The organism is Mesorhizobium loti (genome assembly GCF_013170705.1).
Classification (GTDB): domain Bacteria; phylum Pseudomonadota; class Alphaproteobacteria; order Rhizobiales; family Rhizobiaceae; genus Mesorhizobium; species Mesorhizobium loti_D.
Window position 1 is genome coordinate 4,168,032 of sequence record NZ_CP033334.1, and the last position, 24,157, is coordinate 4,192,188.

Below are 24,157 nucleotides of genomic sequence, written 5' to 3' on the forward strand. Positions count from 1 at the left end.
TCTATTCTTCCTGCGGCGGGTGGCGTTGGACCAGGCCGATCGTATTGCCTGCCGGGTCCTTTAGGAAGGCCATCCACTCGCTTTCCCCCGCCGGACCGAACTGGCCCTCCGTGTCGCGATGCACCAGCGTCGGCGGCGCGGTGAAGGGGGACTCCCGCGGCTTTCGCCCCGGCGTGGAAGGCTTCGAGGCCCGTTATGTCGAGAGAGACGGTGCCGGCCGGTATGCCGTCGGTGAACAGCAGCCGCACGCCGCCTGCCATGATGAAGGCGATACCCGGTGGGTCGAAGCGCGCGTGCACATTCATGCCGAGCACATCGCGCCAGAAGGCGAGCGTCGAATCAAGATCGCGCCCGGCCGACAGCGCGACCTGACGGACCGCGCCGACGGCAGGCATGCCGCTAGATGGAGAAACTGGTGCCGCAGCCGCAGGAGGCGACCGCGTTCGGATTGCGGATCTGGAACGACTGGCCCATCAAATCGTCGACGAAGTCGATTACCGACCCGCCCATATAGACCAGAGACAAATCGTCGATCAGCACAGTGGCGCCATCCCTCTCGATGGCTACGTCATCGTCGTTGCGCGTATCGACCAGATCGAACTTGTATGAAAAGCCGGAGCAGCCGCCGCCTTCGACGGAAACGCGCAACGCCGTCTTGCCGTCTTCGTTGGAGACAATCCTGGCGATCCGCTTGGCGGCAGCCTCGGTCATATCGACTTTCATGGCAGTCTTGGCATCCGCGCCCATGGGCGTCACCTTGCTTTCGGTTTCACATGATAGGTATGAAGCGCAAGCGGCCAAGTCAACTAGACCAGTCAACCTGCGGCATCGACCATGACCAACGAGTTGGGCGACATCGGATTCGGCTACCGGCCGCGCGCGGCCTATGCCACGGATCCGGCGCGCTCGCGCGGCCGGCTGTTCGACGAGGTCGAAAGCCCGACCCGCACGCCGTTCCAGCGCGACCGCGACCGCATCATCCATTCGACGGCGTTCCGGCGGCTCAAGCACAAGACCCAGGTCTTCATCGCCCACGAAGGTGATCACTACCGCACAAGGCTGACCCATTCGATCGAGGTGGCCCAGATCGCGCGCGCCCTGGCGCGGGCGCTGCGCGGCGACGAGGATCTGGCCGAGGCTGTGGCGCTGGTGCATGATTTCGGCCACACGCCCTTCGGCCACACCGGCGAGGACGCGCTGAACGACAAGATGGCTGCCTGGGGCGGTTTTGATCACAACGCGCAATCGCTGCGTATCGTGACCCGGCTGGAAGCGCGCTACGCCGAATTCGACGGGCTGAACCTGAGCTGGGAGACATTGGAGGGCCTGGTCAAGCACAATGGCCCGCTGACCGACAGCCGCGGCAAGGGCCTGAAAGGGCCGGTGCCGCAGGCGATCCGCGACTACTCGGAGCTGCAGGATCTCGAACTCGACCACTTCGCCGGCATCGAGGCGCAATGCGCCGCCATCGCCGACGATATCGCCTACAACACACATGATATTGACGACGGCTTGCGGGCAGGGCTGCTGACGCTCGACATGCTGGAGGACGTCTCGCTGCCGGGAGCGATCCTGCGGGGCGTGCGCCAACGCTATCCGGCGCTTGATGGCGTGCGCACCGGCCACGAACTGATGCGGCGGCAGATCACCGCGATGGTCGAGGATGTCATCGTTTCCGCGACCGCCAATCTGGAGCGTATCGCCCCACGCAGCGCCGATGCGGTGAGGGCGGCCGGCGAGACGATGGTGACCTTTTCCACCGAGATGGCCGCGGCCGAGAAGGAACTGAAGGCTTTTCTCTACAAGCACCTCTATCGGCACAAGGAGGTGATGCGGGTGCGCGCCGGCGCCGAGCAGATCGTCAGGGACCTGTTCGATGTCTATTTCGCCGACCCGCGCGCCATGCCCGACGGCTGGCGCGAGGGGCTGGACCGGGCCGAGGATCGCATCAAGGCGCGCAGCGTGGCCGATTTCCTGGCAGGGATGACCGATACCTACGCACTCAAGGAACATCGACGTTTGTTTGACCGCACCCCGGATTTGAGCTAGGGCGGGCGCGATTTTGCCGGCCAACGAGCCGGATTCGCCATAAAGCCGCCAGAGCAATACCCATGAACATCTTCGCCGATTTCACCGCGCGAGTCACAAAGGCTGTCGAAGCGCTCGATCTGAAAGACAAGGATGGCGTTTCGCCCGACCTGTCGCGCATCGCAGTCGAACCGCCGCGCGACGCCAGCCATGGCGACCTCGCGACCAATGCGGCAATGGTGCTGGCCAAGCCCACCGGCCAGAACCCGCGTGCGCTGGCCGAAAGGCTGGCGCTGGCGCTGCGCGACGACAAGGATGTCGCCGCCGCCGAAGTTGCAGGCCCTGGCTTCGTCAATCTCCGCCTCAAGGACGGCTTCTGGCAGGCCCATCTGGCGGCCCTTCTGGGCGAGGGACGCAATTATGGCCGCTCGACGGTCGGTGCCGGCCGGAAAACCAATGTCGAATATGTCTCGGCCAACCCGACGGGGCCGATGCATGTCGGCCATTGCCGGGGCGCCGTGGTGGGCGACGCGCTCGCCAATCTGATGGCGTTTGCCGGTTACGACGTGACCAAGGAATATGTCATCAACGATGCCGGCTCGCAGATCGATGTGCTCGGACGCTCGGCCTTCCTTCGCTACCGCGAAGCGCTTGGCGAGGATATCGGCGAGATTCCGCCCGGGCTTTATCCCGGCGACTACCTGGTCCCGGTCGGTCATGCGCTGGTCAAGGAGTTCGGCCGTTCGCTGCTGCAGATGCCGGATGACGAAGCACTGGCCATCGTCAAGGACCGGACCATTGACGCGATGATGGCGATGATCCGCGAGGATCTGGCGCTGCTCAACGTGCATCACGACGTGTTCTTCTCCGAACGCACGCTGCATGCCGACAATGCCAGGAAGATCCGCTCGGCGATCAACGACCTGACGCTGAAGGGCCATATCTACAAGGGCAAGCTTCCGCCGCCCAAGGGGGAGAAGCCGGACGACTGGGAAGACCGCGAGCAGACGCTGTTCCGCTCGACCGCGGTCGGCGACGACATGGACCGGGCTTTGGTCAAGTCCGATGGCGCGTTCACCTATTTCGCCGCCGACGTGGCGTATCTGAAGGACAAGGTCGATCGCGGCTTCGTCGACCTGATCTATGTGCTTGGCGCCGACCATGGCGGTTACGTCAAGCGGCTGGAGGCGCTGGCACGGGCCATCGCGGGCGACGAGGTCAAGCTCACCGTCCTGTTGTGCAATCTGGTCAAGCTGTTTCGTGACGGCGAGCCGGTCCGCATGTCGAAGCGGTCAGGTGATTTTGTCACGCTTCGGGAAGTGGTGGAAGAGGTTGGCCGCGACGCCATCCGCTTCATGATGCTTTACCGCAAAAGCGATGCGCCGCTCGATTTCGACTTCGCCAAGGTGACCGAGCAGTCCAAGGACAATCCGGTGTTTTACGTGCAGTACGCTTCGGCGCGCTGCCATTCGGTGTTCCGGCAGGCAAGCGAGCAATTGGGCGAGGCGAATTTCGACCGCAACAGCCTGGCGGCCGCCGTCGCATCGCTGACCGACGAGGGCGAGATCGGCCTGATCCGCAAACTCGCCGAATATCCACGCCTGATCGAATCCGCCGCTCTTGCGCTGGAGCCGCATAGGCTGGCATTTTACCTCTATGATCTGGCTTCCAGTTTCCACGGACACTGGAACCGGGGCACGGATAATCCGGACTTACGTTTTGTTAAGGTTAACGACCGACAATTGACGCATGCCAGACTAGGGCTGGTGCAGGCTGTTTCGGACGTTCTGACGTCCGGCCTGACGTTGATCGGAGCGGCAGCGCCCACCGAAATGCGTTAGGTTTGACTAAAAAACCTGTCACCTTTTGCCCACATTGCGCTGGTAAGGGCCAACCCTGCGCGACGTCCATGGCGTCCGAATGAGTGCGAGTTCGGGAACAATAATGGCAGACAGAACCCAGCTGAGAGTAGCCGACAACAACGACATCGCTGACGATGATCCGTTCGCGGAACTGACCAGGATCATGGGATTCGACCCGCGCCAGCCGGTCAAGCAACCGGCGCCGGCCCAGGCTCCTGTCGCCAGCCAGCCCGTGCAGGAGGACGATTTCAATATCGACCTCGAAAAGGAGTTGATGGGCGAGTTCGACGCCGGCGACGGTGCGGCCGCTCCATCCGTCGATGTTCATGAGCCGGCATTCGAAACGGCGGCCACGCACGCGGCCGACGATGATCTTGCGCTGTCCCTCGACGACGATTTCCATCTGGACTTCACGGGTGCCGATGATCAGGGGCTGGTCGCCAGCCATGCCAACCCTCACGCTGCCGAAGCCGCGCCATCCGTCGAACCTGCCTTCGACGCCGATTTCGACAATGCCGTTGCCAGTTCGCTCGAAGACGTTTCGCCCTTCGAAGACGATCTGCCGATGGAGGACGAGCTTGCCGCGTCGCTCGATCAGGATTTCCACATCGAGGGCGATACCGTCGAGGCTCGGCACGCGGTGGCCGAAGCGCCGGCGGCTGTCGAGCCCGATCATCAATTCGACGATGCGGTCGCGCTTTCGCTCGAAGACGAGTTGATGCTTGACGACCATCCGGCGGATCAGCGCCATGTGGCCGCATCCGCCGTCGACTATCCTGAGCCGGCACTGGCCGTTGCGAATGAGGTCCAGGCGACTTCCGACGAGGATTTCGCGGGTCATTTCGACGACGCCATGGCTGATGTCGATATGGATTTTGACGTTCAGGCAGACGAGCCGGTGGCCTTTGATGCAGCGGAAGCGCACGACGTGCTCGCCGATGCCGTGGACACGGAAGGGGAGTTCTCAAGCCCCGATGCCGCTTCGGATGATGACGCTTTCGACCTGAATTTGGGCGATGCGTTCGCCGAGCCTGCCGAAGAGCCGGTCGCCGAGGTTGCGGCTGCGGTCCAGCCGATGGCTCCGGCAGCGGTCATCGCCGAGCCCGTGCGGGCCCACGCGGCGGACGAACGGAGCCTCGAAGACGAATTGAACGCGCTTCTGGGCGCCATGACGGCGCGCACGCCGCCGGCGGTCAACGAGCCTGTCGTTGCTCGGCCTGTTGTAGCCCAACCGGATATTGCTCCCGCCCAGGTCCATGCCGCCGCACCGGCGAAGAGCGCGGAGGAAAATGCCGATCTCGTTGGCGATCTCGACTGGGATCTCGACGACCATGCGCCCGAGGATCCGCATCGTTCGAGTGCCGCCCACGCCGCCGATGCCGATCTCTACAATCTGCAGCTCGACGAACTTCAGGACCAGGATCTTGGTTCGGATGCCGCGGATCATATCGATCTCGACGATGATGCGTTCGATGCGGCCCTTGCCAGGAGTCTCGATGCGCGCCATGAGACGGCTTCCCAGCAGGATCGGGCCGATTCCCTCGATTGGTTGGCCGAACGCTCGGCGCCGACGGAGCCAACCCGTTCGTGGAGCCGCGTGACACCGGTTCCCCAGCAGCCGGCATTTGCCACGCAGCCGGCCGCTTCGATGGCGGCCAGGGCCGCCGCGCCGGAAGTGGCCCCGGCAGTGGCTGTGGTGCCGACCTATCGTGCACCCGAGCCGGTTGCGGCTGCTCCCCATGCGGCCCCTGTATCAGCGCTGCAGCCGCGACAGCCGTCGCGCTATGAGGAGATGCCTGATGTCGAAACGGTCGATGTGCCGGAGCGCGTCGTGGCGCTGGCGGACGATCTCGACATTCCGGAACTGCATTTCGAGGAAGACGAGCCGGCCGCGCCTGGCTATGACGATCTCGACGCCGAGTTCGCCAGCCTTCTGACGGAAATGAATTCGGTGGAAGTCGCGCCTGCTCCAGCTGCTCCCGCAAGCAGCGCTGCCTACGCCGACGAATCCTACAATGCAGGATACAGTTCGGGATATGAGGGGCTCAATCCGGGATATGGGAGTCTCAATCCGGGATATGAGAAGTCTAACGCGGGATACCAGGCGCCGGCATACGAAGAGCCCAAGCCTGCCTACCAGCCTGAAGCGCGCACCTATGCGGCGCGGCCGACCGAAACGCCTGCTCGTGCGGCCGCGAACACTGGCTATGCCGATGCCGCGGACGGCTTCGACCTCGACAATTTGCCCGGCAGCCAGCCGGTCTCGCAGGCGGACGATTTCACCGTCGATGAACTCGACTATGATCCTGAACTGGACGAGGCGATGTCCGTTCCGGGTCTCGGCGAGCGCGAAGCGGCCAGCTCGTCGGGCCGCCGCGGCCTGTTCATCGCCGCGATCGTCGGCGCCGTTGCGGTCGCGGGCGGTCTTGGCGCCTTTGCGCTGTCCTTCGGCGGCAAGGGCGGCAGCGAAGCTCCGGTGATCGTCAAAGCCGACAATTCACCGATCAAGGTCAAGCCGGAAAATCCGGGCGGCACCGTGGTGCCGAACCAGGACAACAAGGTTTACGACGCGGTGGTCAAGGGCGCGAAGCCCGCCGAACCGGTGCAGCAGAAGCTTGTCACCAACACCGAGGTGCCAGTGGACGTGCAGGCAAAGGATCCGGCTCGCGCCATAGATATTTCTCCTGACCAGAGTGCCGCCGTTGGCGGAGCCGATGACGGCAACGCCTCGCCCACCGCCAATGCGGCCCCAACCGCCAATGCGGCGCCGGCGCCCAAGTCCGAGGATCGCATCGCGCAGGTGCTGCAGGATGCCGACAAGGGCACCAACACCGATGTCGTCGCCGTCGCGCCGCGCAAGGTGAGGACCATGGTTGTCAAGTCGGATGGCTCGCTGGTGCCGCGCGAGGACCCGGCGCCGGCCGCGCCGCAGGTCGCGGCCGCTGAGCCGACCGATCCGGCGCCGCAGCATGTCGCACCCTCTGCCGATACCGACCAGACCGGCACCGTGGCGCCTGCCGCCGCCCAGTCGGGCGACGAGCCGGCCCTCAAGCCGGCGGCCAAACCGGCCAAGGCGCAGTCGGCCAACACCCCGGCCAAGGTTGCGATCGCACCGCAGCGCCCGTCCGACCAGCCGGTCGACGTCGTCGGCGAGGTTAAGCCCGATCAGGTCGCTTCCATCGATCCGGCAACGACGGCGACCGGTGGCGGTTCGTGGTCGATGCAGGTTGCTTCGCAGCCGACGGTGGAAAGCGCCCAGTCGACCTACCAGGATCTGCAGCGCCGCTACGGCAGCGTGCTTGCCGGCCGCACCGCCAACATCGTCAAGGCCGAGATCGCCGGCAAGGGCACGTTCTACCGTGTCCGCGTCGCGGCCCAGTCGCGCAACGATGCCATCAACCTGTGCACCAGCTACAAGGCGGCTGGCGGCAACTGCTTCGTCTCCCGCTAGGCGCCGATCAATCAATCAAGCCGGCGTGGTCTTTGACCGCGCCGGCTTTTTCATGCGCCCAGCGTTTTCATGCGCCCAGCGTTTTCATGTGCCCAGCGCTTTCATGTGGAAGCAGTTCCGGCGTTGGGCCGCATGTGATCGCAAGCGATTCCCTTTGATCGCGCGAAGCCCTAAACTCCTGACATGACCGAATCAAAATCCATGATCCTCGGCTGTGCCGGGAAATCGCTCACCCGCGAAGAAATCAATTTCTATCGCAATGAATGCCCGTGGGCCTTCATCCTGTTTGCCCGCAACATTGGCGAGACCGAGCAGATCCGCGATCTGGTCGCCGAGATGCGTGATTGCATCGGACGCCCCGACGCGTTGGTGTTCATCGATCAGGAGGGCGGCAGGGTGCAACGCCTGCGGCCACCGCTGGCTCCCAACTATCCGGCCGGCGGGGCGCTTGGCGCGCTGTGGCGCGACGATCACGACGCCGGCGCCCGTGCCGCATGGCTGATGGCGCGCCTGCACGCCTTCGACCTGCTGCGCTACGGCATCACGGCGGATTGCCTGCCGGTGCTCGACGTGCCGATCGAAGGCGCCAGCGACGTGATCGGCGCGCGCGCCTATGGCAAGGAGCCGCGCGCGGTCATCGAACTCGGTCGTGCCGCCGCCGAAGGCCTGATGTCCGGCGGGGTCCTGCCGGTGATGAAGCATATTCCGGGGCATGGCCGGGCCTTTGCCGACACGCATTTCGAGCTGCCGACGGTCGATGCTTCGCTCAGCGATCTGCAGCGGCATGATTTTGCGCCGTTCCGGGAACTCAACGACCTGCCGATGGCAATGACGGCGCATGTCGTTTATAGCGCCATCGACCCGAAGAACCCGGCGACGACATCGGGCAAGGTCATCGACGAGATCATCCGCCGCGACATCGGCTTTGACGGGCTCCTGATGAGCGACGACACCTCGATGAAGGCACTTTCTGGGGATTTCCCGACAAAGGCGGCATCGATCCTTGCGGCGGGCTGCGATCTGGTCCTTCACTGCAACGGCGTTTTCGAGGAGATGGTGGGCATCGCATCGCGCACCACGGGGCTTGAAGGCAAGTCTCTGGAGCGTGCAAAGCGGGCTCTGACCTATATAAGGAAACGCGACGCGGCCGAGGAAAACGAGATACGCGCCGAATTCGCCACCTATTTCGATGCGGTGGCCTAACGACAAGGAAGTGACAAGGCTGTGGCGGAAACATTGGAGAGCAAGGCCGCGAAGGCCGCACCGATGGACCGCCTGTGGGCCGAGAACGATGATTCACGGCTGACCGGCGACCCATCGCTGGTCGTCGATGTCGCCGGCTTCGAAGGTCCGCTCGATCTCTTGCTGCATCTTGCCCGCAACCAGAAGGTCGACCTGGCGCGCATTTCCATCCTGGCGCTGGCAGAGCAATATCTGGCCTTTGTCGAGACGGCGAGGACGCTGCGCCTCGAGCTTGCCGCCGATTATCTGGTGATGGCGGCGTGGCTGGCGTTCCTGAAGTCGAAGCTCCTGATCCCCAAGCAGCCTGGCGAAGAGGGCGAAAGCGGCGAGGAACTGGCGGCGGTGCTGCAATTCCGCCTGAAGCGGCTAGAGGCCATGCGTGACGCGGCGTCGCGTCTCGTCAATCGCAACCGGCTCGGTCGAGACGTGTTCGCGCGCGGCATGCCCGAAATGGTCATTATCGAGAAGCGCAACACCTATTCGGCGTCGCTCTACGACCTCTTGACCGCCTATGCCCAGCAGCGGCAGAAGCAGGCGATCACAAATGTGACGATCGCCAGGCGCGGCGTCTGGTCGCTCAAGGACGCGCGCGACATCCTGACCCGGCTGATCGGCTCGTTGCGGGACTGGACGGCTCTCGACAGCTTCCTCATCCAATATATGACCAGCCCTGAAGAGCGGCGCACGGCGATCGCCAGCTCATTCGCGGCGACACTGGAATTGGTGCGCGAGCGCAAGATGGATGTCCGGCAGGACGAAGTGTTCGCGCCGATCTATCTGCGCGATCACCGCGCACCGGCAATCAAGGCAGTCGAGGTTGCATCATGAGCGAACGCGCCAACGCTTCGGTTATCCCCTTCAAGGTGGATGATGGGCCGGATGAGGGCGATCTCGACCAGGCTTCGCCCCAGAATCAGCCCCAGAATCCGGCCGAGCGCCTGCATATGTCGGAGGCCGTGCGCATGGCCGAGGCGATCGTGTTCGCCAGCGCCGAACCGGTAAGCGAAAAGCAGCTCGCCGCGCGCCTTCCCGACGGCATCAACATCGCCCTCGCAATGGACGAGTTGCAGCAGATCTACGCCCGGCGCGGCGTCAATCTGGTGCGGGTCGGCGACGCCTGGGCGTTCCGTACCGCCGGCGATCTCGCCTTCCTGATGAGCCGTGACACGGTGCAGCAGCGCAAGTTGTCGCGCGCGGCGCTCGAAGTGCTGGCGATCATCGCTTACCACCAGCCGGTGACGCGCGCCGAGATCGAGGATATCCGCGGTGTCGAGACTTCGAAGGGCACGCTCGACACGCTGCTCGAGACGGAATGGGTGCGCATGCGCGGCCGTCGCAAAACGCCCGGCCGTCCCGTCACCTACGGCACCACCGAAACCTTCCTCGACCATTTTGCGCTCGAGGAAATCCGCGATCTTCCCGGCATGGAGGAACTGAAGGGCGCCGGCCTGCTTTCGGGCCGCATGCCGTCGAATTTCTCCATTCCGCAGCCGCCGGCCGACCCCGACACGCTCACCGAGGACGAGGATCCGCTGACCGATATCGACCTCGAGGAACTCGGCTTGCTGACGCCGCGCGTCACGGAAGATTGACCACTGGCGCTCTGTCCAAGCGCGCCGATAGATCGTAGATGCGCCGATTGGTAGCGGGCCAGTGAGTCGAAAAAGCGTGACATCCGTCACCCTTTCATAAACTCTGTCGCTGTTGTGTTTGAATCCCAACGCGAAAACGCATAGATCATCGCCAGGGAAAACATTCGAGAGAGATTTGCTATGGGTTCATTTTCGATTTGGCACTGGATGATCGTGCTGGTGATCGTGCTGCTGGTGTTCGGCCGCGGCAAGATTCCCGAGCTGATGGGTGACATGGCCAAAGGCATCAAGAGCTTCAAGAAGGGCATGGCCGACGATGACGTCGCCGACGACAAGCGTACCGTCGAACACCGTGCCGACGAGACCGTTTCGGCCGTGAAGGAAAAAGCCAGCAAGAGCTGAGCCAAAAAGTTCTAGTCGGAACAAAGTGCCATGTTTGAAGTCGGCTGGACCGAAATGCTGGTGATCGCGATCGTCATGATCGTGGTCGTCGGGCCGAAGGATTTGCCCAATATGCTGCGCACCTTCGGCCGCACGACGGCGAAGCTGCGCGCCATGGCGGCCGATTTCCAGAAACAGTTCAACGACGCGCTCAAGGAAGCCGAGCTCGACGACGTCAAGAAGTCGGTCGACGAACTCAGGGGCCTCAGCCCTATTGCCGAGATCAAGAAGCAGCTCAACCCGTTCGAGCAGGCGGCGGCCGATGTGCGCGCCGGCGTCGATGCGGCGATGAAGCCGAAGCCTGCCGCCGATCCGTCCACGCCAGCAGCTTCGACGCCGCTGCCGGCCGAGCCGTTGAAGAATGGTGCAACGGAAATGCCTGGCGTCAGTGTGGCGGGAGCCGCGGCGCCAACACCGATTTTCCCGGCGATGACCGATGAATCGGTCGTATCGGCACCCACGGAAGCGGCCGCGGCGCCAAAGGCATCCGCGGCCAGGAAGGCTTCCAAGTCGGCACCGGTGGCAAAAGCGCCGGCCAAGGCCTCGACATCCGCGAAGACTGTGACGGCAAAAGCCGCACCAGCGACAAAGGCCGCGACAGCAGCAAAGCCTGTGACCGCCGCTGCGAAGAAGCCCGCCGCCGCCAAGGCGACTGCCGCCAAGGCCGTGGCGAAAGCCGAACCGAAACCCGCGCCCGCGAAGAAGCCGGTGACCAAGAAGACGGCTGGAGCCGCCAAGTGAGCGTTTCGGACAAGGAAAAGGACGAGATCGAGAAGTCGTCGGCACCGCTGATCGAGCATCTCATCGAGTTGCGCCGCCGGCTGATCTGGTCGCTTGGCGGCTTCTTCGTCGCCTTCCTGGTGTGCTTCTTCTTCGCCAAGAAGCTGTTCAACCTTCTGGTCGTTCCGTTCAAATGGGCGACCAAGTGGGCGGGTCTCGATCCGCACAAAGTCGAACTGATCTATACCGCGCCGCAGGAATTCTTCTTCACGCAGGTCAAGCTCGCCATGTTCGGCGGCATGGTGATCGCCTTTCCGCTGATCGCCACGCAGATCTACAAATTCATCGCGCCCGGCCTCTACAAGAACGAGCGCAACGCCTTCCTGCCGTTCCTGATCGCGTCGCCCATCCTGTTCCTGATGGGCGCCTCGCTGGTCTATTTCTTCTTCACGCCGATGGTGATGTGGTTCTTCCTCGCCATGCAGCAGGCCGGTACCGACGAGCAGGTGCAGATTTCGCTGCTGCCGAAAGTGTCGGAATATCTCAGCCTGATCATGACGCTGATCTTCTCCTTCGGCCTGGTGTTCCAGCTGCCGGTGGTGACCAGCCTGATGACCCGCGTCGGCATGTTGTCGTCCAAGGCGCTGGCCGAGAAGCGCAAATGGGCGATCGTCATCGCCTTCGTCGTCGCGGCGGTGCTGACGCCGCCCGATCCGATGAGCCAGATCGGTCTCGCCATCCCGACCATCCTGCTCTACGAGGTCGCCATCTGGTCGGCCCGGCTGATCGAGCGCAGCCAAGAGCGCGAGCGCCTGGCACGCGAGAAACAGGAAGCCGGCGAGACTGTGGCGGACAAGGCACCGGACGAACCTCCGGCGCCGGCAGCCTCGTAAGACATCGGCTGCCGCGGAAAACGACAACCGCCGCCCAGCCTCATCTTGCATCGATCAAGGATGCGGTTTACGCCCTCTGACTGAAACGCATCGCCATCAAGGCGGTGCGTTTCAGTTTTTGTTTTGAGCATGTCGTTGTCCCAAACCGCTGCGCACTTTTGGGCGACATGCCACCCGAGGACGGATAGACCATGCTTGACATCAAATGGATTCGCGACAACCCGAAGGCCCTTGTCGAGGCGCTGGCCAAGCGCTCGTGGTCGGCGGCGGAGGCGCAGTCCACGGTCGATGATTTGATTGCCAGGGACGAGGCGCGGCGCGAGCACGTCACCGAGCTGCAGACCAAGCAGGAGCGCCGCAACGCCGCCTCCAAGGAGATCGGCAACGCGATGCGTTCGGGCGATGCCGCCCTTGCCGAGAAACTCAAGGCCGAAGTTGGCGAGATAAAAACCTTCATCCAGAACGGCGAGGCGCGCGAGCGCGAGCTCGACAAGGCGCTGAACGACGCGCTGGCTGTGCTGCCCAACGTGCCGCTCGATGACGTGCCGGTCGGCAAGGACGAGCACGACAATGTCGTCAAGCACATCGTCGGCAAGGTGCCGACGCGGCCGAACTGGGTGAAGGAGCATTTCGAGATCGGCGAAGCGCTCGGGATGATGGATTTCGAGCGGGCGGCAAAGCTGTCGGGCTCGCGCTTCACGGTGCTGAAGAGCGGCCTGGCGCGGATGGAACGCGCGATCGGCCAGTTCATGCTCGACCTGCACACGACCGAGCATGGCTATGAGGAAGTCATCCCGCCACTGATGGTCCGCGACGAGGTGCTTTTCGGCACCAACCAGCTGCCGAAGTTCGAGGAGGATCTGTTCTTCACGCCGCACGGGGAGGGCAGGCTTGGTCTGATCCCCACCGCCGAGGTGCCGCTTACCAATCTCGTGCGGGAGGAAATCACAGCGCATGAAAAACTGCCGCTGCGCTACACGGCGCTGACGCCTTGCTTCCGCTCGGAAGCAGGCTCGGCCGGACGCGACACGCGCGGCATGCTGCGCCAGCACCAGTTCTACAAGGTCGAGCTGGTGTCGATCACCGACCAGGAATCATCGCTTGCCGAGCATGAGCGGATGACCGAGTGTGCCGAGGAAGTGCTGAAGCGGCTCGAACTGCCGTTCCGCACCATGGTGCTGTGCACCGGCGACATGGGTTTTGGCGCGCGCAAGACCTATGACATCGAGGTCTGGCTGCCCGGCCAGAACGCCTATCGCGAAATCTCGTCCTGCTCGGTCTGTGGCGATTTCCAGGCGCGCCGCATGGACGCCCGCTACAAGGACAAGGATGGCAAGGGCAATCGCTTCGTCCATACGCTCAACGGCTCGGGCACCGCTGTTGGCCGCGCTCTCATAGCTGTCATCGAAAACTACCAGAATGAGGATGGCAGCGTAACCATTCCTGAAGTGCTGCGGCCTTACATGGGCGGTCTGGAAAAGATCGAATCGAAATAATGCGCATTCTTTTGACCAATGACGACGGCATTCATGCCGAGGGCCTGGCGTCGCTCGAACGCGTCGCCCGCACGCTCTCCGACGATGTCTGGGTGGTGGCGCCGGAGCAGGACCAGTCAGGCTATGCGCATTCGCTGTCGATCTCGGAGCCGTTGCGGCTGCGCAAGATCGGCGAGAAGCATTTTGCCGTTCGCGGCACGCCGACCGACTGCGTCATCATGGGGGTGAAGAAGATCCTGCCCGGTGCGCCCGACCTGATCCTGTCCGGGATCAATTCCGGCGCCAATATCGCCGACGACGTGACCTATTCGGGAACCGTCGCCGGCGCCATGGAAGGCGCGCTGCTCGGCATCCGCTCGATCGCGCTCAGCCAGGGCTACTCCTATGTCGGCGAGGATCGCGTCGTCCCCTACGAGACCACCGAAGCGCTGGCGCCGGCACTGCTGAAGAAGCTCGTCGCGACGCCGCTGCCGGACGGTGTGCTGCTCAACGTCAATTTTCCGAACTGCCTTCCAGAGGAGGTTGCCGGCACGGTGGTCACCTCGCAGGGCAAGCTCGTGCACAGCCTGTGGGTCGACGAGCGCCGTGATGGGCGCGGGCTGCCTTACTATTGGCTGCGATTTGGCCGCGAGCCAGTCGAGGGCAAGCGAGGCACCGATCTCTACGCCCTGCGCAATCGCCTGGTGTCGGTGACGCCCTTGCAGCTCGACCTCACCGCGCATGAGATCCGTGACCAGCTGAGCAAGGCGCTTGCATGAACCTGCCAATCGATGACCGCGAAGGATTTGCCGCTTTCCTCCTGCGCCTGCGCGGCAGGGGAACCGTGCCGAAGGCATTGATCGCGGCTTTCGAGGCGACGCCACGGCGAGGTTTCCTGGCGGCGCAGTTCCACCAGATCGCCTGGTCCGACCGCATGCTGCCGATCGAGTGCGGCGAGGCGATCGAAGGCGCGGACATGCAAGCAGCTGTTATCGCGGCGCTTGCCATCGAGCCCGGCAATCGCGTGCTCGAGATCGGTACCGGCTCCGGCTACACGGCGGCGGTGATGTCGCGGCTGGCGGCACGGATCGTCACCATCGACCGCTACAAGACGCTTGTCGAACAGGCCAGGCAGCGCTTCGAGGCGCTTGGCATCGGCAACGCCATAGCGCGCCAGGCTGACGGCTCCGGCGGTCTGCCTGCCGAGGGGCCATTCGACCGCATCGTCGCCTGGGCTGCCTTCGACAGCCTGCCGCGCTTCCTGCTCGACCAATTGTCGAGCGGCGGCATCGTCATCGCACCGATCGGGCCGGAAGAGGGCGAGCAGGTGCTGGCCAAGCTCACCAAGGTCGGCAGCCGTTTCGAGCGTGAGGATATCGGTCTCGTGCGGCTGCAGCCGATCCTGCGCAGCGTCGCCGCGGTGATCTAGTCGCCTCCGGCGCACTCGAAAATGTTTTAAGAAAATTTTCGTCGGATTCTAATGGGTTAACCGCCCAGTAACATTAACGCGCTTTAATCCTGTCTCAGTTGGTGCAGAGTTTGTGCGGGTTAGTGCGATGCAACTCAATGTTTTGAAGGCAAATGGTCGCAATCTGGCGCGGGGCTGCGCCGTTCTCATGATTGCAGGCGCGGCCGCCGGGTGCAGTTCCCAGGCGTCGCGGTTCAACAGTGTCGACGACGTCTTCACTTCCTCGACCAACAATCAGCGCACCATCATCAACAAGCAGGATGCCGTGCAGCCCTATCCGGGCGATGTCTCGGCAGCCCCGCTCGACGGCACCCACACGCAGTCGGTCAGCCGCTCCAGTCTAGAGCCGGTCTCCAGCCGGCCGCTGCCTCCGCCCGTTTCAGCCCAGGCGCAACCCGCTCCGGCACTCGCGCCTGCGGCCAATCCCGTGCGTGTCGCATCGGCGCCGGCCATGGTTCGGCCCGCTCCTCATCTCGACAGGACGACGACCAGCACTGTCGAGCCGGCCGCGAAGCCATTCAAGAGTGCCCAGCCCGACGCGCCGAGGATGGCGCAGGCCGGCACACCGCATGCGACCGAGATCGTCGTCAGGGACGGCGAGACCATTTCCGGCCTGGCGGCGCATTACAAGGTGCCGGCCGATGTCATCATGAAGGTGAATGGCCTGAGCCCGACCAAGGGGCTGAAGACCGGCCAGAAGATCGTTATCCCGGCCTATGCTTATTCCAGCAAGGCTGAGCCGAAAGTCGCTGATGGGAAGCCGGTAAAGGATGGCAAGCACGACTTGCCGGCCACCGCGCCGGACAAGGTTGCCGTTCTGCCGCAACAGCCGAAACTCAAGGAGGGCAAGTCCGCCGCTCAGGTCGATGCTTCGGCCGCCGCGAGCCAGCCCAAGGAGCCCAAGCCCGCGCAAGTGGCCAAGGCAACCGGCGGCGCCGGCACCTACACGGTCCAGTCGGGCGACACGATGTCCTCGATTGCCAGGAAGACCGGCGTTGGCGTCGTGGCGCTGAAGCAGGCCAACGGCATGAAGGACGGTTTGCTCAAGATCGGCCAGACCCTGAAAGTGCCGGCCGGCGGAACGGCGACGGTCGCCAGTGCAAAGCCGGCGAAAGTCGATCCGGTGACCACGGCAACCACGCAGCCTCCTGCAAAGACCACGCCGTCGGAAACGCTGGCGTCCTACACGCCGCCGAAGAAGGATGCGAAAGTCATCCAGCAGGCCGAGGACGATGAAGCGGTGGCGCCCGACGCCACGGGTATCGGCAAGATGCGCTGGCCGGTGCGCGGCCGGGTGATCTCAGGCTTCGGATCCGGCAAGGATGGCGTCGACATCGCCGTGCCCACGGGCACGCCGATCAAGGCGGCCGAAAACGGCGTCGTCATCTACGCCGGCGACGGTCTCAAGGAATTCGGCAACACGGTGCTGGTGCGCCACGAGAACGGCCTGGTCACCGTCTACGGCCATGCCAGCTCGATCGAGGTGCAGCGCGGCCAGAAGGTCAAGCGCGGCCAGGAAATCGCGCTTTCGGGCATGAGCGGCACGACGGACTCGCCGAAGCTGCACTTCGAAGTGCGCAAGAACTCGGCGCCGGTCGATCCTTCGACCTATCTCGAATAGAATAAAAAAAGCGATTTGCGGGCCGTCTGACCTCCAGTCCGGCCCGCCGGCTCAGCCCGTTCCGCGAGGAGCGGGCTTTTTCAGTTGTGAAAAATGCCCGCCCGCAAGCCTCAGAGATGATCAAGGAGCGTGTCGGCGATCATCTCCTCAAGGCTGCTGGCCTTCACGCCGAGAAGCGTCTCGGCGTCCGAGGAGTCGACCAGCAAGGGACGTTCAAAGAGGTAGCTCATTTCGATGAGTTCGTGCATGCCCAGAGCCTCCATCTCGGGGACGGAGTAGGAACGTGTCTCTGGGATCTCTTGCCCGAGCATCGCCGCGGTTTTCTGGATGAGTTCCCGAGGGGAGGCGTATTGCGAGGGAACGTGAAACGCCCGTCCCCATTCACCCGTGTAGCGGGTGGCCGCGACCAGTGTCCTGGCGACGTCCTTGGTGAAGGCCCAGGCGTGGGTTGCGTCGAGGTCTCCAATGAAGGCGGTAGGCTTGCCCTCGATGATGGAGGGCAGCGCGACCAGTGAGAAATAGCTGATTGCGCCATGTCCGAGATAGTCGCTGGACCGTACTTCGATGGCCGGTACATTGGCGCGGACCGCCCGCTGCCACATGATCGTCCGGGCGGTTCCCTTCCTCGAGGTCGGGTCCAGAGACAGGTCGGAGCGAAGCGGGCTATCGGCATTTGCCCCGTAACCATAGAGGTTTCCCAGCACGATGAGCTTCGCGCCGACCGCTTCCGCGGCGCGCACGGTGCCGTCGATGATGGGGAAAAAGTCGGTCGGCCACCGATGATATGTGGCCATGGCACACATGAATATGGCCTCGGCGCCCTGGCAGATACGCGCCAGTTCCGAGGCATCCGTGGCGTCGGCCTGTATGGCCCGCACGTTGCGCAGTGCGTTCGAGCCGACGCTTCGGCTCGTGAGGACGACGTCATGTCCTTCTTCGCCAAGAAGGCGAGCGGTCTCGCGTCCAACCGGGCCCGCGCCGACAACAACATAGAAACTCATGGCAACCTCTCTTCAAGCTGATGGAGAGGCGTGAGTACCGGTTGCCGGCATTGAAAATCGCGCGGGAATTGCCAAATCTTGGACAGGTTTTGCCATGAATCGAGAGAGCATGCGTCCGCAATTCGCTCCGGCCCGATCCTCCTCCGACGTAACAATGGTTTCCCGGCATATCGAGGCCGGTGTCCATCGTCTGCCGCGGGCGCCACACCACCGCATCATGGTGCATGCAAGCGCGGCGACGCGCTCCTACTGCAATCAGGTTGGGCGATATTTCGTCAGGCGCGCCGGCGACATCGACCTGGTGCCGGCTGGCGAGGAGGGCGGCTTCGAGGCTGAAAACCCGTTCGACACGATTGAGATTGTCTTGCAGCCAGCCCTGATGGAAAGGGTGGCGGCGGAACTTGGCGGCAAGGCGCTGACAACGCGGCTCGACACACGCCATTTGCTTCGTGACCAACGCATCGAACATCTTGCTCGAGCACTCCAGAGCGATCTCAATGCCGGCGCGCCGAGCGGCTCTCTGTTTGCCGACAGCATTGGCGCCGCACTCGCGGTCAGGCTGCTTGGCCTTGATGTTTCAGACATCGATCGAACAAACCGGCTGTCGGATACCCAGCTCAAGCGCGTCCTGGAGCACATTGAAGCCGCCCTCCATGAGCCGCTTTCGATTCATCGCCTGAGCAGGGTTGCCGGCGCGAGCAGCTCGCACTTGCGGACATGGTTCAAGGTGGCAATGGGCATCACCCTGCATCGCTATGTGTTGCGACGCCGCGTCGAACGCGCGCGCGTTCTGCTGCAGCAGGACGATCTCAGCACAAGCGAGATCGCGGAACTGACGGGCTTCGCGCACCAGTCACACCTGGCGCACTGGATGCGCCGCGAGATTGGCCAGACGCCGCGCGACTTGCGACGGGCGCGGCTGCCCAAGTGACATCCCGGAATTTGCCTTGGCGATGCCTCAATCCTTCAGCGGCCTGCCAAGCCGGCCGGCTAGGTCCTGTGTGAACTGCCAGGCGACGCGACCCGAGCGGCTGCCGCGTGTCGTCGCCCATTCCAGCGCCTCGGCGCGCAGCTGCTCGGGATCGATGTCGAGGCCATGATGGCTGGCATAGCCGTTGACCATCTCGAGGTAGTCGTCCTGCGAGCATTTGTGGAAGCCGAGCCAAAGTCCGAAACGATCGGACAGCGAGACCTTTTCCTCGACTGCCTCGGACGGGTTGATGGCTGTCGAGCGCTCATTGTCGATCATGTCGCGCGGCAACAGATGGCGGCGGTTCGAGGTGGCGTAGAAGATGACATTGGCCGGGCGCCCCTCGACGCCGCCCTCAAGAGCTGCCTTCAGCGACTTGTAGGACGTATCGTCGTGATCGAAGGACAGATCGTCGCAAAACAGGATGAAACGGAAGGGGGCTGCCTTCAGCAAACCCATCAGCTTCGGCAGCGTGTCGATGTCCTCGCGGTGGATCTCGATCAGCTTCAGCGGCAGGTCGGATTTGGCGTTGTGTGATCTGGCCTTGGCATTGATCTCGGCATGCACGGCCTTGACCAGCGACGATTTGCCCATGCCGCGCGCGCCCCACAACAGCACGTTGTTGGCCGGATGGCCGGCGGCGAAGCGCTCGGTGTTGTCGACAAGGATGTCGCGGACACGGTCGACGCCCCGGATCAGGCCGATATCGACGCGGTTGACCTTGCGCACCGGCTCCAGATAGCCCGGCTCCGCCTGCCAGACGAAGCAATCGGCCTCACCAAGGTCGGTTTCGGGCACGGGCGGCGGGGCGAGGCGGCTGACGGCCTCGATCAGGCGGTCAAGTTTCTTGTTGAGGGCGTCGATGGTGCTGTCGGTCATTTCAGGTCTTTTGGTTCGTTTCCTTGGGGCGGGCAGGTAGGACCCGTTCGATTCCGTCAGGTTCGAAACCGGTTCCAACCTTTTGTTCGAGCGTGATCTTTTCCGAAAACCGGCTCGCGCTTTTCGCGATCATGCTCTAACACGGCCCGGCAGGCCGGAAAAGCAGCCGATTTGCCGGGCCGCGCAGTTGCATTGACAACTTTACCGACTATATTCCGGCCAAATTTCAAGGGGCCGCCAAACTCCGCAGAACGGTTGGCGGCTGTTTTCAAAATTCAGGAGTACTCTCGATGTTCGTGACACCGGCATACGCCCAAGGCATCGGCGGCACCTCTCCCGATATGCTCATCAGCATTTTGCCGTTTGTCCTGATTTTCGTGATCATGTATTTTCTGATCATCCGCCCGCAGCGCACGCAGCTGAAGAAGCGCGGCGAGATGCTGGCGGCGGTCCGTCGCGGCGATACTGTCGTCACCGGCGGCGGTTTCGTCGGCAAGGTGACGAAGGTGATCGACGACAATGAGCTCGAGATCGACCTAGGCGGCGGCACCAAGGTGACGGCGCTGCGCTCGACGATCGCCGACGTACGCGTCAAGGGCGAACCCGTGGCGAACCAGAACGCCAAGAAATAACCTAATTCCAGGCGGAGCGATCCGCGGACACGCTCTGACGGACGACGCCATATGCTGTATTTTTCGCGCTTCAAGATGATCCTGATCTGGGTGGCCGTGGCCATCACAGTGATCCTCGCCGCGCCCAATCTGTTCTCCGCCAGCACGCTGGCCCAGCTGCCGAGCTGGGTGCCGAAGCGGCAGATGACGCTCGGCCTCGATTTGCAGGGCGGTTCACACATCCTGCTCGAGATGAACCAGAACGATCTGATCAAGGATCGGCTGGAGACGACGCGTGACGAAATCCGCACGCTGCTGCGTGACGCAAAGATCGGCTATACCGGCCTTGGCGGCACGGGGCGTACCTTGCAGGTTCGCATCACGGATCCGGCGCAACTCGATGCCGCCAAGAAGGCGTTGAAGACCTTGACCGATCCGGTCGCGGCCGGCCTGTTCACCGGCGGGTCGATCCAGGAAATGTCGCTGGACGATTCCGAGCCGGGCCTGCTCAAGTTCACCGTCACCGACGCCGGAATCAAGTACCGCACGTCGACCGCCTTGGCGCAATCGATCGAAGTGGTTGAGCGCCGCGTGAACGAACTCGGCACCACCGAGCCTATCGTGCAGCGGCAAGGCGACGACCGCATCCTTGTCCAGGTGCCTGGCCTGCAGGATCCGCAGCGGCTGAAGGAAATCCTCGGTCAGACCGCGAAGCTGACCTTCCAGATGGTCGACCAGTCGATGCCGGTGCAGGACGCGCTCAAGGGTCGCCCGCCCGCCGGCTCCTCGGTGCTCTATTCCCAGGACGATCCGCCGGTTCCGTATCTGATTGAAAACCGTGTCATCGTTTCGGGCGAAAACCTCGTCGATGCGCAAGCGACGTACAATTCGCAGAACAACGAGCCGGTGGTTTCATTCCGCTTCGATTCCAAGGGGGCCGCGCGCTTCGGCCAGGCGACGTCGCAGAATGTCGGCAAGCTGTTCGCCATCATCCTCGACAACCAGGTGATTTCGGCGCCGCAGATCCGTGAGCCGATCCTCGGCGGCACCGGCCAGATTTCAGGCAATTTCACCGCCCAGAGCGCCAACGATCTCGCCGTGCTTTTGCGAGCCGGTGCGCTGCCGGCGACGCTGACGGTGATCGAGGAACGCACTGTCGGTCCGGGCCTTGGCCAGGATTCGATCCATGCCGGCAAGGTCGCCGGCATCATCGGTTCGATCCTCGTCGTTGCCTTCATGTTCGTCGCCTACGGCTTCCTCGGCTTCCTCGCCAACATCGCGCTGGCGGTGCACGTGGCGATGATCGTCGGACTGTTGTCGCTGCTTGGGGCGACGCTGACCCTGCCCGGTATTGCCGGTATCGTGCTGACCATAGGCATGGCCGTCGATTCCAACGTGCTGATCTACGAACGTATCCGTGAGGAGCGACGAGCTGGCCGCTCAGTGATCCAGGCGATCGACACCGGCTTCTCGAAGGCGCTGGCGACCATCGTCGATTCCAACGTCACGTCGCTGATCGCCACCGTGGTGCTGTTTTATCTCGGCACCGGTCCGGTGAAGGGCTTTGCCATCACTTACGCCATCGGCATCCTGACCACGGTCTTCACCGCTTTCACCTTCACGCGCCTGCTGGTATCGATCTGGCTGCGCCGCGCTCGCCCGAAGGAGCTGCCGAAGGCGCCGGTGACCTTCATTCCGCCAGGCACCAAGATCCCCTTCATGGGCATCCGTCGCTGGACGTTCGCGCTGTCGAGCTTCCTGTCGGTGTTGTCCGTGGTGCTGTTCATGACGGTCGATATCAATTACGGCATCGACTTCAAGGGCGGCTCGATGATCGAGGTGAAGTCCAAGAGCGGCGACGCCAATCTCGGCGATATCCGTGCCAGGCTGATGGAACTCAACATCGGCGAGGTGCAGGTGCAGCAGTTCGGCGCGCCGAACGACGTGCTGATCCGCGTCGGCACGCAGGATGGCGGCGAGAATGCCGAGCAGACGGTCATCGACAAGGTGCGTGGCGAGCTGCAGGACCAGTATGATTTCCGCCGCGTCGAGGTTGTGGGACCGACGGTTTCCGGCGAACTTGCCAAGCAAGGCACCATCGCCATGCTGGTCGCGCTGGTCGGCATCCTGGTCTATGTCTGGTTCCGTTTCGAATGGCAGTTCGCGGTCGGCGCCATCGTTGCGACCGTGCACGACGTGGTCATGACGCTCGGCTTCTTCGTCATCACCGGCCTTGAATTCAACCAGTCGTCGCTGGCGGCGATCCTGACCATTATCGGCTATTCGCTGAACGACACGATCGTGGTCTATGACCGCGTCCGCGAGGATCTGCGAAAATACAAGCGAATGCCGCTGCCGCAGCTGTTGAACAACGCCATCAACGAGACGCTGTCGCGAACGACGCTGACCTCGGTGACGACGATCCTGGCCTTGCTGGCACTGGTGCTGTTCGGCGGCGAGGTCATCCGCTCCTTCACCATGGCGATGCTGTTCGGTGTCGTGTTCGGCACCTATTCGTCGATCTTCATCGCCGCACCGCTGCTGATCCTGTTCAAGCTGCGGCCGCAGGCCACGGCCGACGAGGAGAAGCCGGTCGGCGGCGGCAAGGCGGTCGCGACCTGACGCGCGGCCCCGAAGGGGTGACTGAGTGGTGACCGGCAAAGGGATCGTCATCCGCGAGGCGCATTTCCCAGGCCGCGCTCCGATCGAGGCCTATGGCAATGGCGGGTTTCGCTTTGCCGACATGTCGCATCGCGGCTCGTTGCTGTGCCTACCATCCGGCATCCATGGCTGGGAGCCGGCGGACGCTGCGGCGCTGACGGTGGCGGATTTCGACAAACTTCTGGCCGAGGCCGACAAGGTCGAGATCCTGCTGGTCGGCATGGGCAGGGATCTCCGGCCGTTGCCGGCAGCGTTGCGGGCGGCGCTGAAAGAGGCGGGCATAGCGTCCGATCCGATGTCGACCGGAGCGGCGGTGCGAACCTACAATGTCCTTCTGGCGGAAGACCGCGCCGTGGCTGCCGCGCTCATCGCCGTCGATTGACATGTCCCAGAATGCCAAAATCGTCATGGACGCGGTGCGCGCCGCCGACCATGACCGGTATCTCACGGCGCTCTACGCGCCGGCCGACAAGCGCGATGCGCTGTTGTCGCTTTACGCTTTCAATGCCGAGGTCGCGGGCATTCGCGACCGCATCCATGAAGCGTTGCCGGGTGAGGTACGGCTGCAATGGTGGCGCGATCTCATCGCCGCCGACAATGATGGCGCAGGCATCGGTCATCCCACCGCCGACGCGCTGAAGGCGACAATTTCCGTCCATCGCCTGCCGAAATTGGCCTTCGAGAACATGCTCGAAGCGCGCATCTTCGATCTCTACGACGATCCGATGCCGTCGCGCACGGATCTGGAAGGCTATTGCGGCGAGACGGCAGCCGCGCTCATCCAGCTTGCGGCGATGGTGCTCGATCCCGTCGACGCGCCGCGGATTGCGGAATTGGCGGGCAGGGCGGGCTGTGCGCAGGCGATGACCGGCCTGCTTCTGCTGTTACCGCTGCACCGCAAGCGCGGGCAATGCTTTGTCCCGGCCGACATCCTGGCGGCGGCGGGATCGTCGCCGGAAGAGTTTGTTGCCGGCGATGGCGGCCCTGGAGCGCAGCGCGCCGTGGCGGCGATGATCGCTCTGGCACGCGAACACCTTTCAGCCTTCGAGCGGGGCGCCGCGGAGTTGCCGGCGTCGTTGCGCCCGGCATTCCTGCCGCTGGCGCTGTCGCGCGCCTATCTCGACAAGATGGAAGGGTCGGGCCATTCACCGCTCGTCAGCGTCGCGCGGCTCTCTGCCTTGCGCCGGCATTGGCTCCTGTTGCGGCGCGCAAGCAAGGGCTGGCCGGCGCTTTGACGTAAAC

At 63.5% G+C, this 24,157-nt stretch carries 21 protein-coding genes and 1 pseudogene; 18 read left to right on the plus strand and 4 right to left on the minus strand.

Annotated elements, in window-relative coordinates; genetic code table 11:
- Position 1: 1 nt before the first annotated feature.
- A pseudogene (locus EB815_RS33650) lies at positions 2-395 on the minus strand (VOC family protein).
- Positions 396-399: 4 nt separating this feature from the next.
- Positions 400-747: an iron-sulfur cluster insertion protein ErpA gene (erpA, locus tag EB815_RS20245; RefSeq protein WP_056572378.1), complete on the minus strand. Its 348-nt coding sequence runs from the start codon at positions 745-747 to the stop codon at positions 400-402.
- Positions 748-834: 87 nt separating this feature from the next.
- Between erpA and EB815_RS20250 the strand changes: the two genes are divergently transcribed.
- The 13 genes from EB815_RS20250 (at position 835) to EB815_RS20310 (ending at position 16,793) form a co-directional block, all read left to right on the plus strand.
- A complete protein-coding gene (locus tag EB815_RS20250; RefSeq protein WP_056572376.1) occupies positions 835-2,049 on the plus strand; it encodes a deoxyguanosinetriphosphate triphosphohydrolase in 1,215 nt (404 codons plus the stop codon).
- 62 nt (positions 2,050-2,111) lie between these two features.
- The gene (gene argS, locus EB815_RS20255) at positions 2,112-3,869 is read left to right on the plus strand and encodes an arginine--tRNA ligase (RefSeq protein WP_056572374.1); all 1,758 of its coding nucleotides are present in this window, start codon (positions 2,112-2,114) and stop codon (positions 3,867-3,869) included.
- 103 nt (positions 3,870-3,972) lie between these two features.
- A complete protein-coding gene (locus EB815_RS20260; protein WP_056572373.1) occupies positions 3,973-7,341 on the plus strand; it encodes an SPOR domain-containing protein in 3,369 nt (1,122 codons plus the stop codon).
- Between the two features lie 183 nt (positions 7,342-7,524).
- Positions 7,525-8,544, plus strand: coding sequence for a beta-N-acetylhexosaminidase (nagZ, locus tag EB815_RS20265; RefSeq protein ID WP_056572371.1), 1,020 nt, complete (start codon positions 7,525-7,527; stop codon positions 8,542-8,544).
- A gap of 63 nt (positions 8,545-8,607) precedes the next feature.
- Positions 8,608-9,411 (plus strand): segregation and condensation protein A, encoded by an 804-nt coding sequence (locus EB815_RS20270; RefSeq protein ID WP_056573419.1) that lies wholly within the window; start codon positions 8,608-8,610, stop codon positions 9,409-9,411.
- Positions 9,408-10,175, plus strand: coding sequence for an SMC-Scp complex subunit ScpB (gene scpB / locus EB815_RS20275; protein ID WP_056572370.1), 768 nt, complete (start codon positions 9,408-9,410; stop codon positions 10,173-10,175). The genes EB815_RS20270 and scpB overlap by 4 nt, the downstream gene beginning before the upstream one ends.
- A gap of 180 nt (positions 10,176-10,355) precedes the next feature.
- A complete protein-coding gene (locus tag EB815_RS20280; protein ID WP_010909892.1) occupies positions 10,356-10,577 on the plus strand; it encodes a twin-arginine translocase TatA/TatE family subunit in 222 nt (73 codons plus the stop codon).
- A 30-nt stretch (positions 10,578-10,607) separates the two neighbouring features.
- Entirely contained in the window at positions 10,608-11,357 is a 750-nt protein-coding gene (gene tatB, locus EB815_RS20285; protein ID WP_065005580.1) for a Sec-independent protein translocase protein TatB, read from the plus strand.
- Positions 11,354-12,229 carry a twin-arginine translocase subunit TatC gene (tatC, locus tag EB815_RS20290; RefSeq protein WP_019858559.1) on the plus strand — a complete coding sequence of 292 codons (876 nt, stop codon included), beginning with the start codon at positions 11,354-11,356 and terminating at the stop codon, positions 12,227-12,229. Before tatB ends, tatC begins: the two co-directional genes overlap by 4 nt.
- Before the next feature lie 191 nt (positions 12,230-12,420).
- Positions 12,421-13,725, plus strand: coding sequence for a serine--tRNA ligase (serS, locus tag EB815_RS20295; protein ID WP_056572367.1), 1,305 nt, complete (start codon positions 12,421-12,423; stop codon positions 13,723-13,725).
- Positions 13,725-14,483 (plus strand): 5'/3'-nucleotidase SurE, encoded by a 759-nt coding sequence (gene surE / locus EB815_RS20300; protein WP_056572365.1) that lies wholly within the window; start codon positions 13,725-13,727, stop codon positions 14,481-14,483. The genes serS and surE overlap by 1 nt, the downstream gene beginning before the upstream one ends.
- Positions 14,480-15,133 carry a protein-L-isoaspartate(D-aspartate) O-methyltransferase gene (locus EB815_RS20305; RefSeq protein WP_056572364.1) on the plus strand — a complete coding sequence of 218 codons (654 nt, stop codon included), beginning with the start codon at positions 14,480-14,482 and terminating at the stop codon, positions 15,131-15,133. The genes surE and EB815_RS20305 overlap by 4 nt, the downstream gene beginning before the upstream one ends.
- Before the next feature lie 127 nt (positions 15,134-15,260).
- The gene (locus EB815_RS20310) at positions 15,261-16,793 is read left to right on the plus strand and encodes a peptidoglycan DD-metalloendopeptidase family protein (RefSeq protein ID WP_056572362.1); all 1,533 of its coding nucleotides are present in this window, start codon (positions 15,261-15,263) and stop codon (positions 16,791-16,793) included.
- Positions 16,794-16,903: 110 nt separating this feature from the next.
- Here the strand turns inward: EB815_RS20310 and EB815_RS20315 are convergent, their stop codons facing one another.
- A complete protein-coding gene (locus EB815_RS20315) occupies positions 16,904-17,794 on the minus strand; it encodes an NAD-dependent epimerase/dehydratase family protein (protein WP_056572360.1) in 891 nt (296 codons plus the stop codon).
- Positions 17,795-17,903: 109 nt separating this feature from the next.
- Between EB815_RS20315 and EB815_RS20320 the strand changes: the two genes are divergently transcribed.
- On the plus strand, positions 17,904-18,725 hold the full coding sequence (locus EB815_RS20320) for an AraC family transcriptional regulator (protein WP_056572358.1): 822 nt from the start codon (positions 17,904-17,906) through the stop codon (positions 18,723-18,725).
- 27 nt (positions 18,726-18,752) lie between these two features.
- Here the strand turns inward: EB815_RS20320 and EB815_RS20325 are convergent, their stop codons facing one another.
- The gene (locus EB815_RS20325) at positions 18,753-19,643 is read right to left on the minus strand and encodes an ATP-binding protein (RefSeq protein WP_056572356.1); all 891 of its coding nucleotides are present in this window, start codon (positions 19,641-19,643) and stop codon (positions 18,753-18,755) included.
- A 290-nt stretch (positions 19,644-19,933) separates the two neighbouring features.
- Between EB815_RS20325 and yajC the strand changes: the two genes are divergently transcribed.
- Genes yajC through EB815_RS20345 form a run of 4 tightly spaced genes read left to right on the plus strand, consistent with a single transcriptional unit; the run spans position 19,934 to position 24,150 of the window.
- Complete coding sequence (gene yajC, locus EB815_RS20330; protein WP_056572354.1) at positions 19,934-20,275, plus strand: preprotein translocase subunit YajC; 342 nt, start codon at positions 19,934-19,936, stop codon at positions 20,273-20,275.
- A gap of 51 nt (positions 20,276-20,326) precedes the next feature.
- Entirely contained in the window at positions 20,327-22,876 is a 2,550-nt protein-coding gene (gene secDF, locus EB815_RS20335) for a protein translocase subunit SecDF (RefSeq protein WP_056572352.1), read from the plus strand.
- A gap of 28 nt (positions 22,877-22,904) precedes the next feature.
- The gene (locus EB815_RS20340) at positions 22,905-23,297 is read left to right on the plus strand and encodes an Mth938-like domain-containing protein (protein ID WP_081295109.1); all 393 of its coding nucleotides are present in this window, start codon (positions 22,905-22,907) and stop codon (positions 23,295-23,297) included.
- A 1-nt stretch (position 23,298) separates the two neighbouring features.
- Positions 23,299-24,150, plus strand: coding sequence for a phytoene/squalene synthase family protein (locus tag EB815_RS20345; protein ID WP_056572348.1), 852 nt, complete (start codon positions 23,299-23,301; stop codon positions 24,148-24,150).
- Positions 24,151-24,157 lie beyond the last annotated feature (7 nt).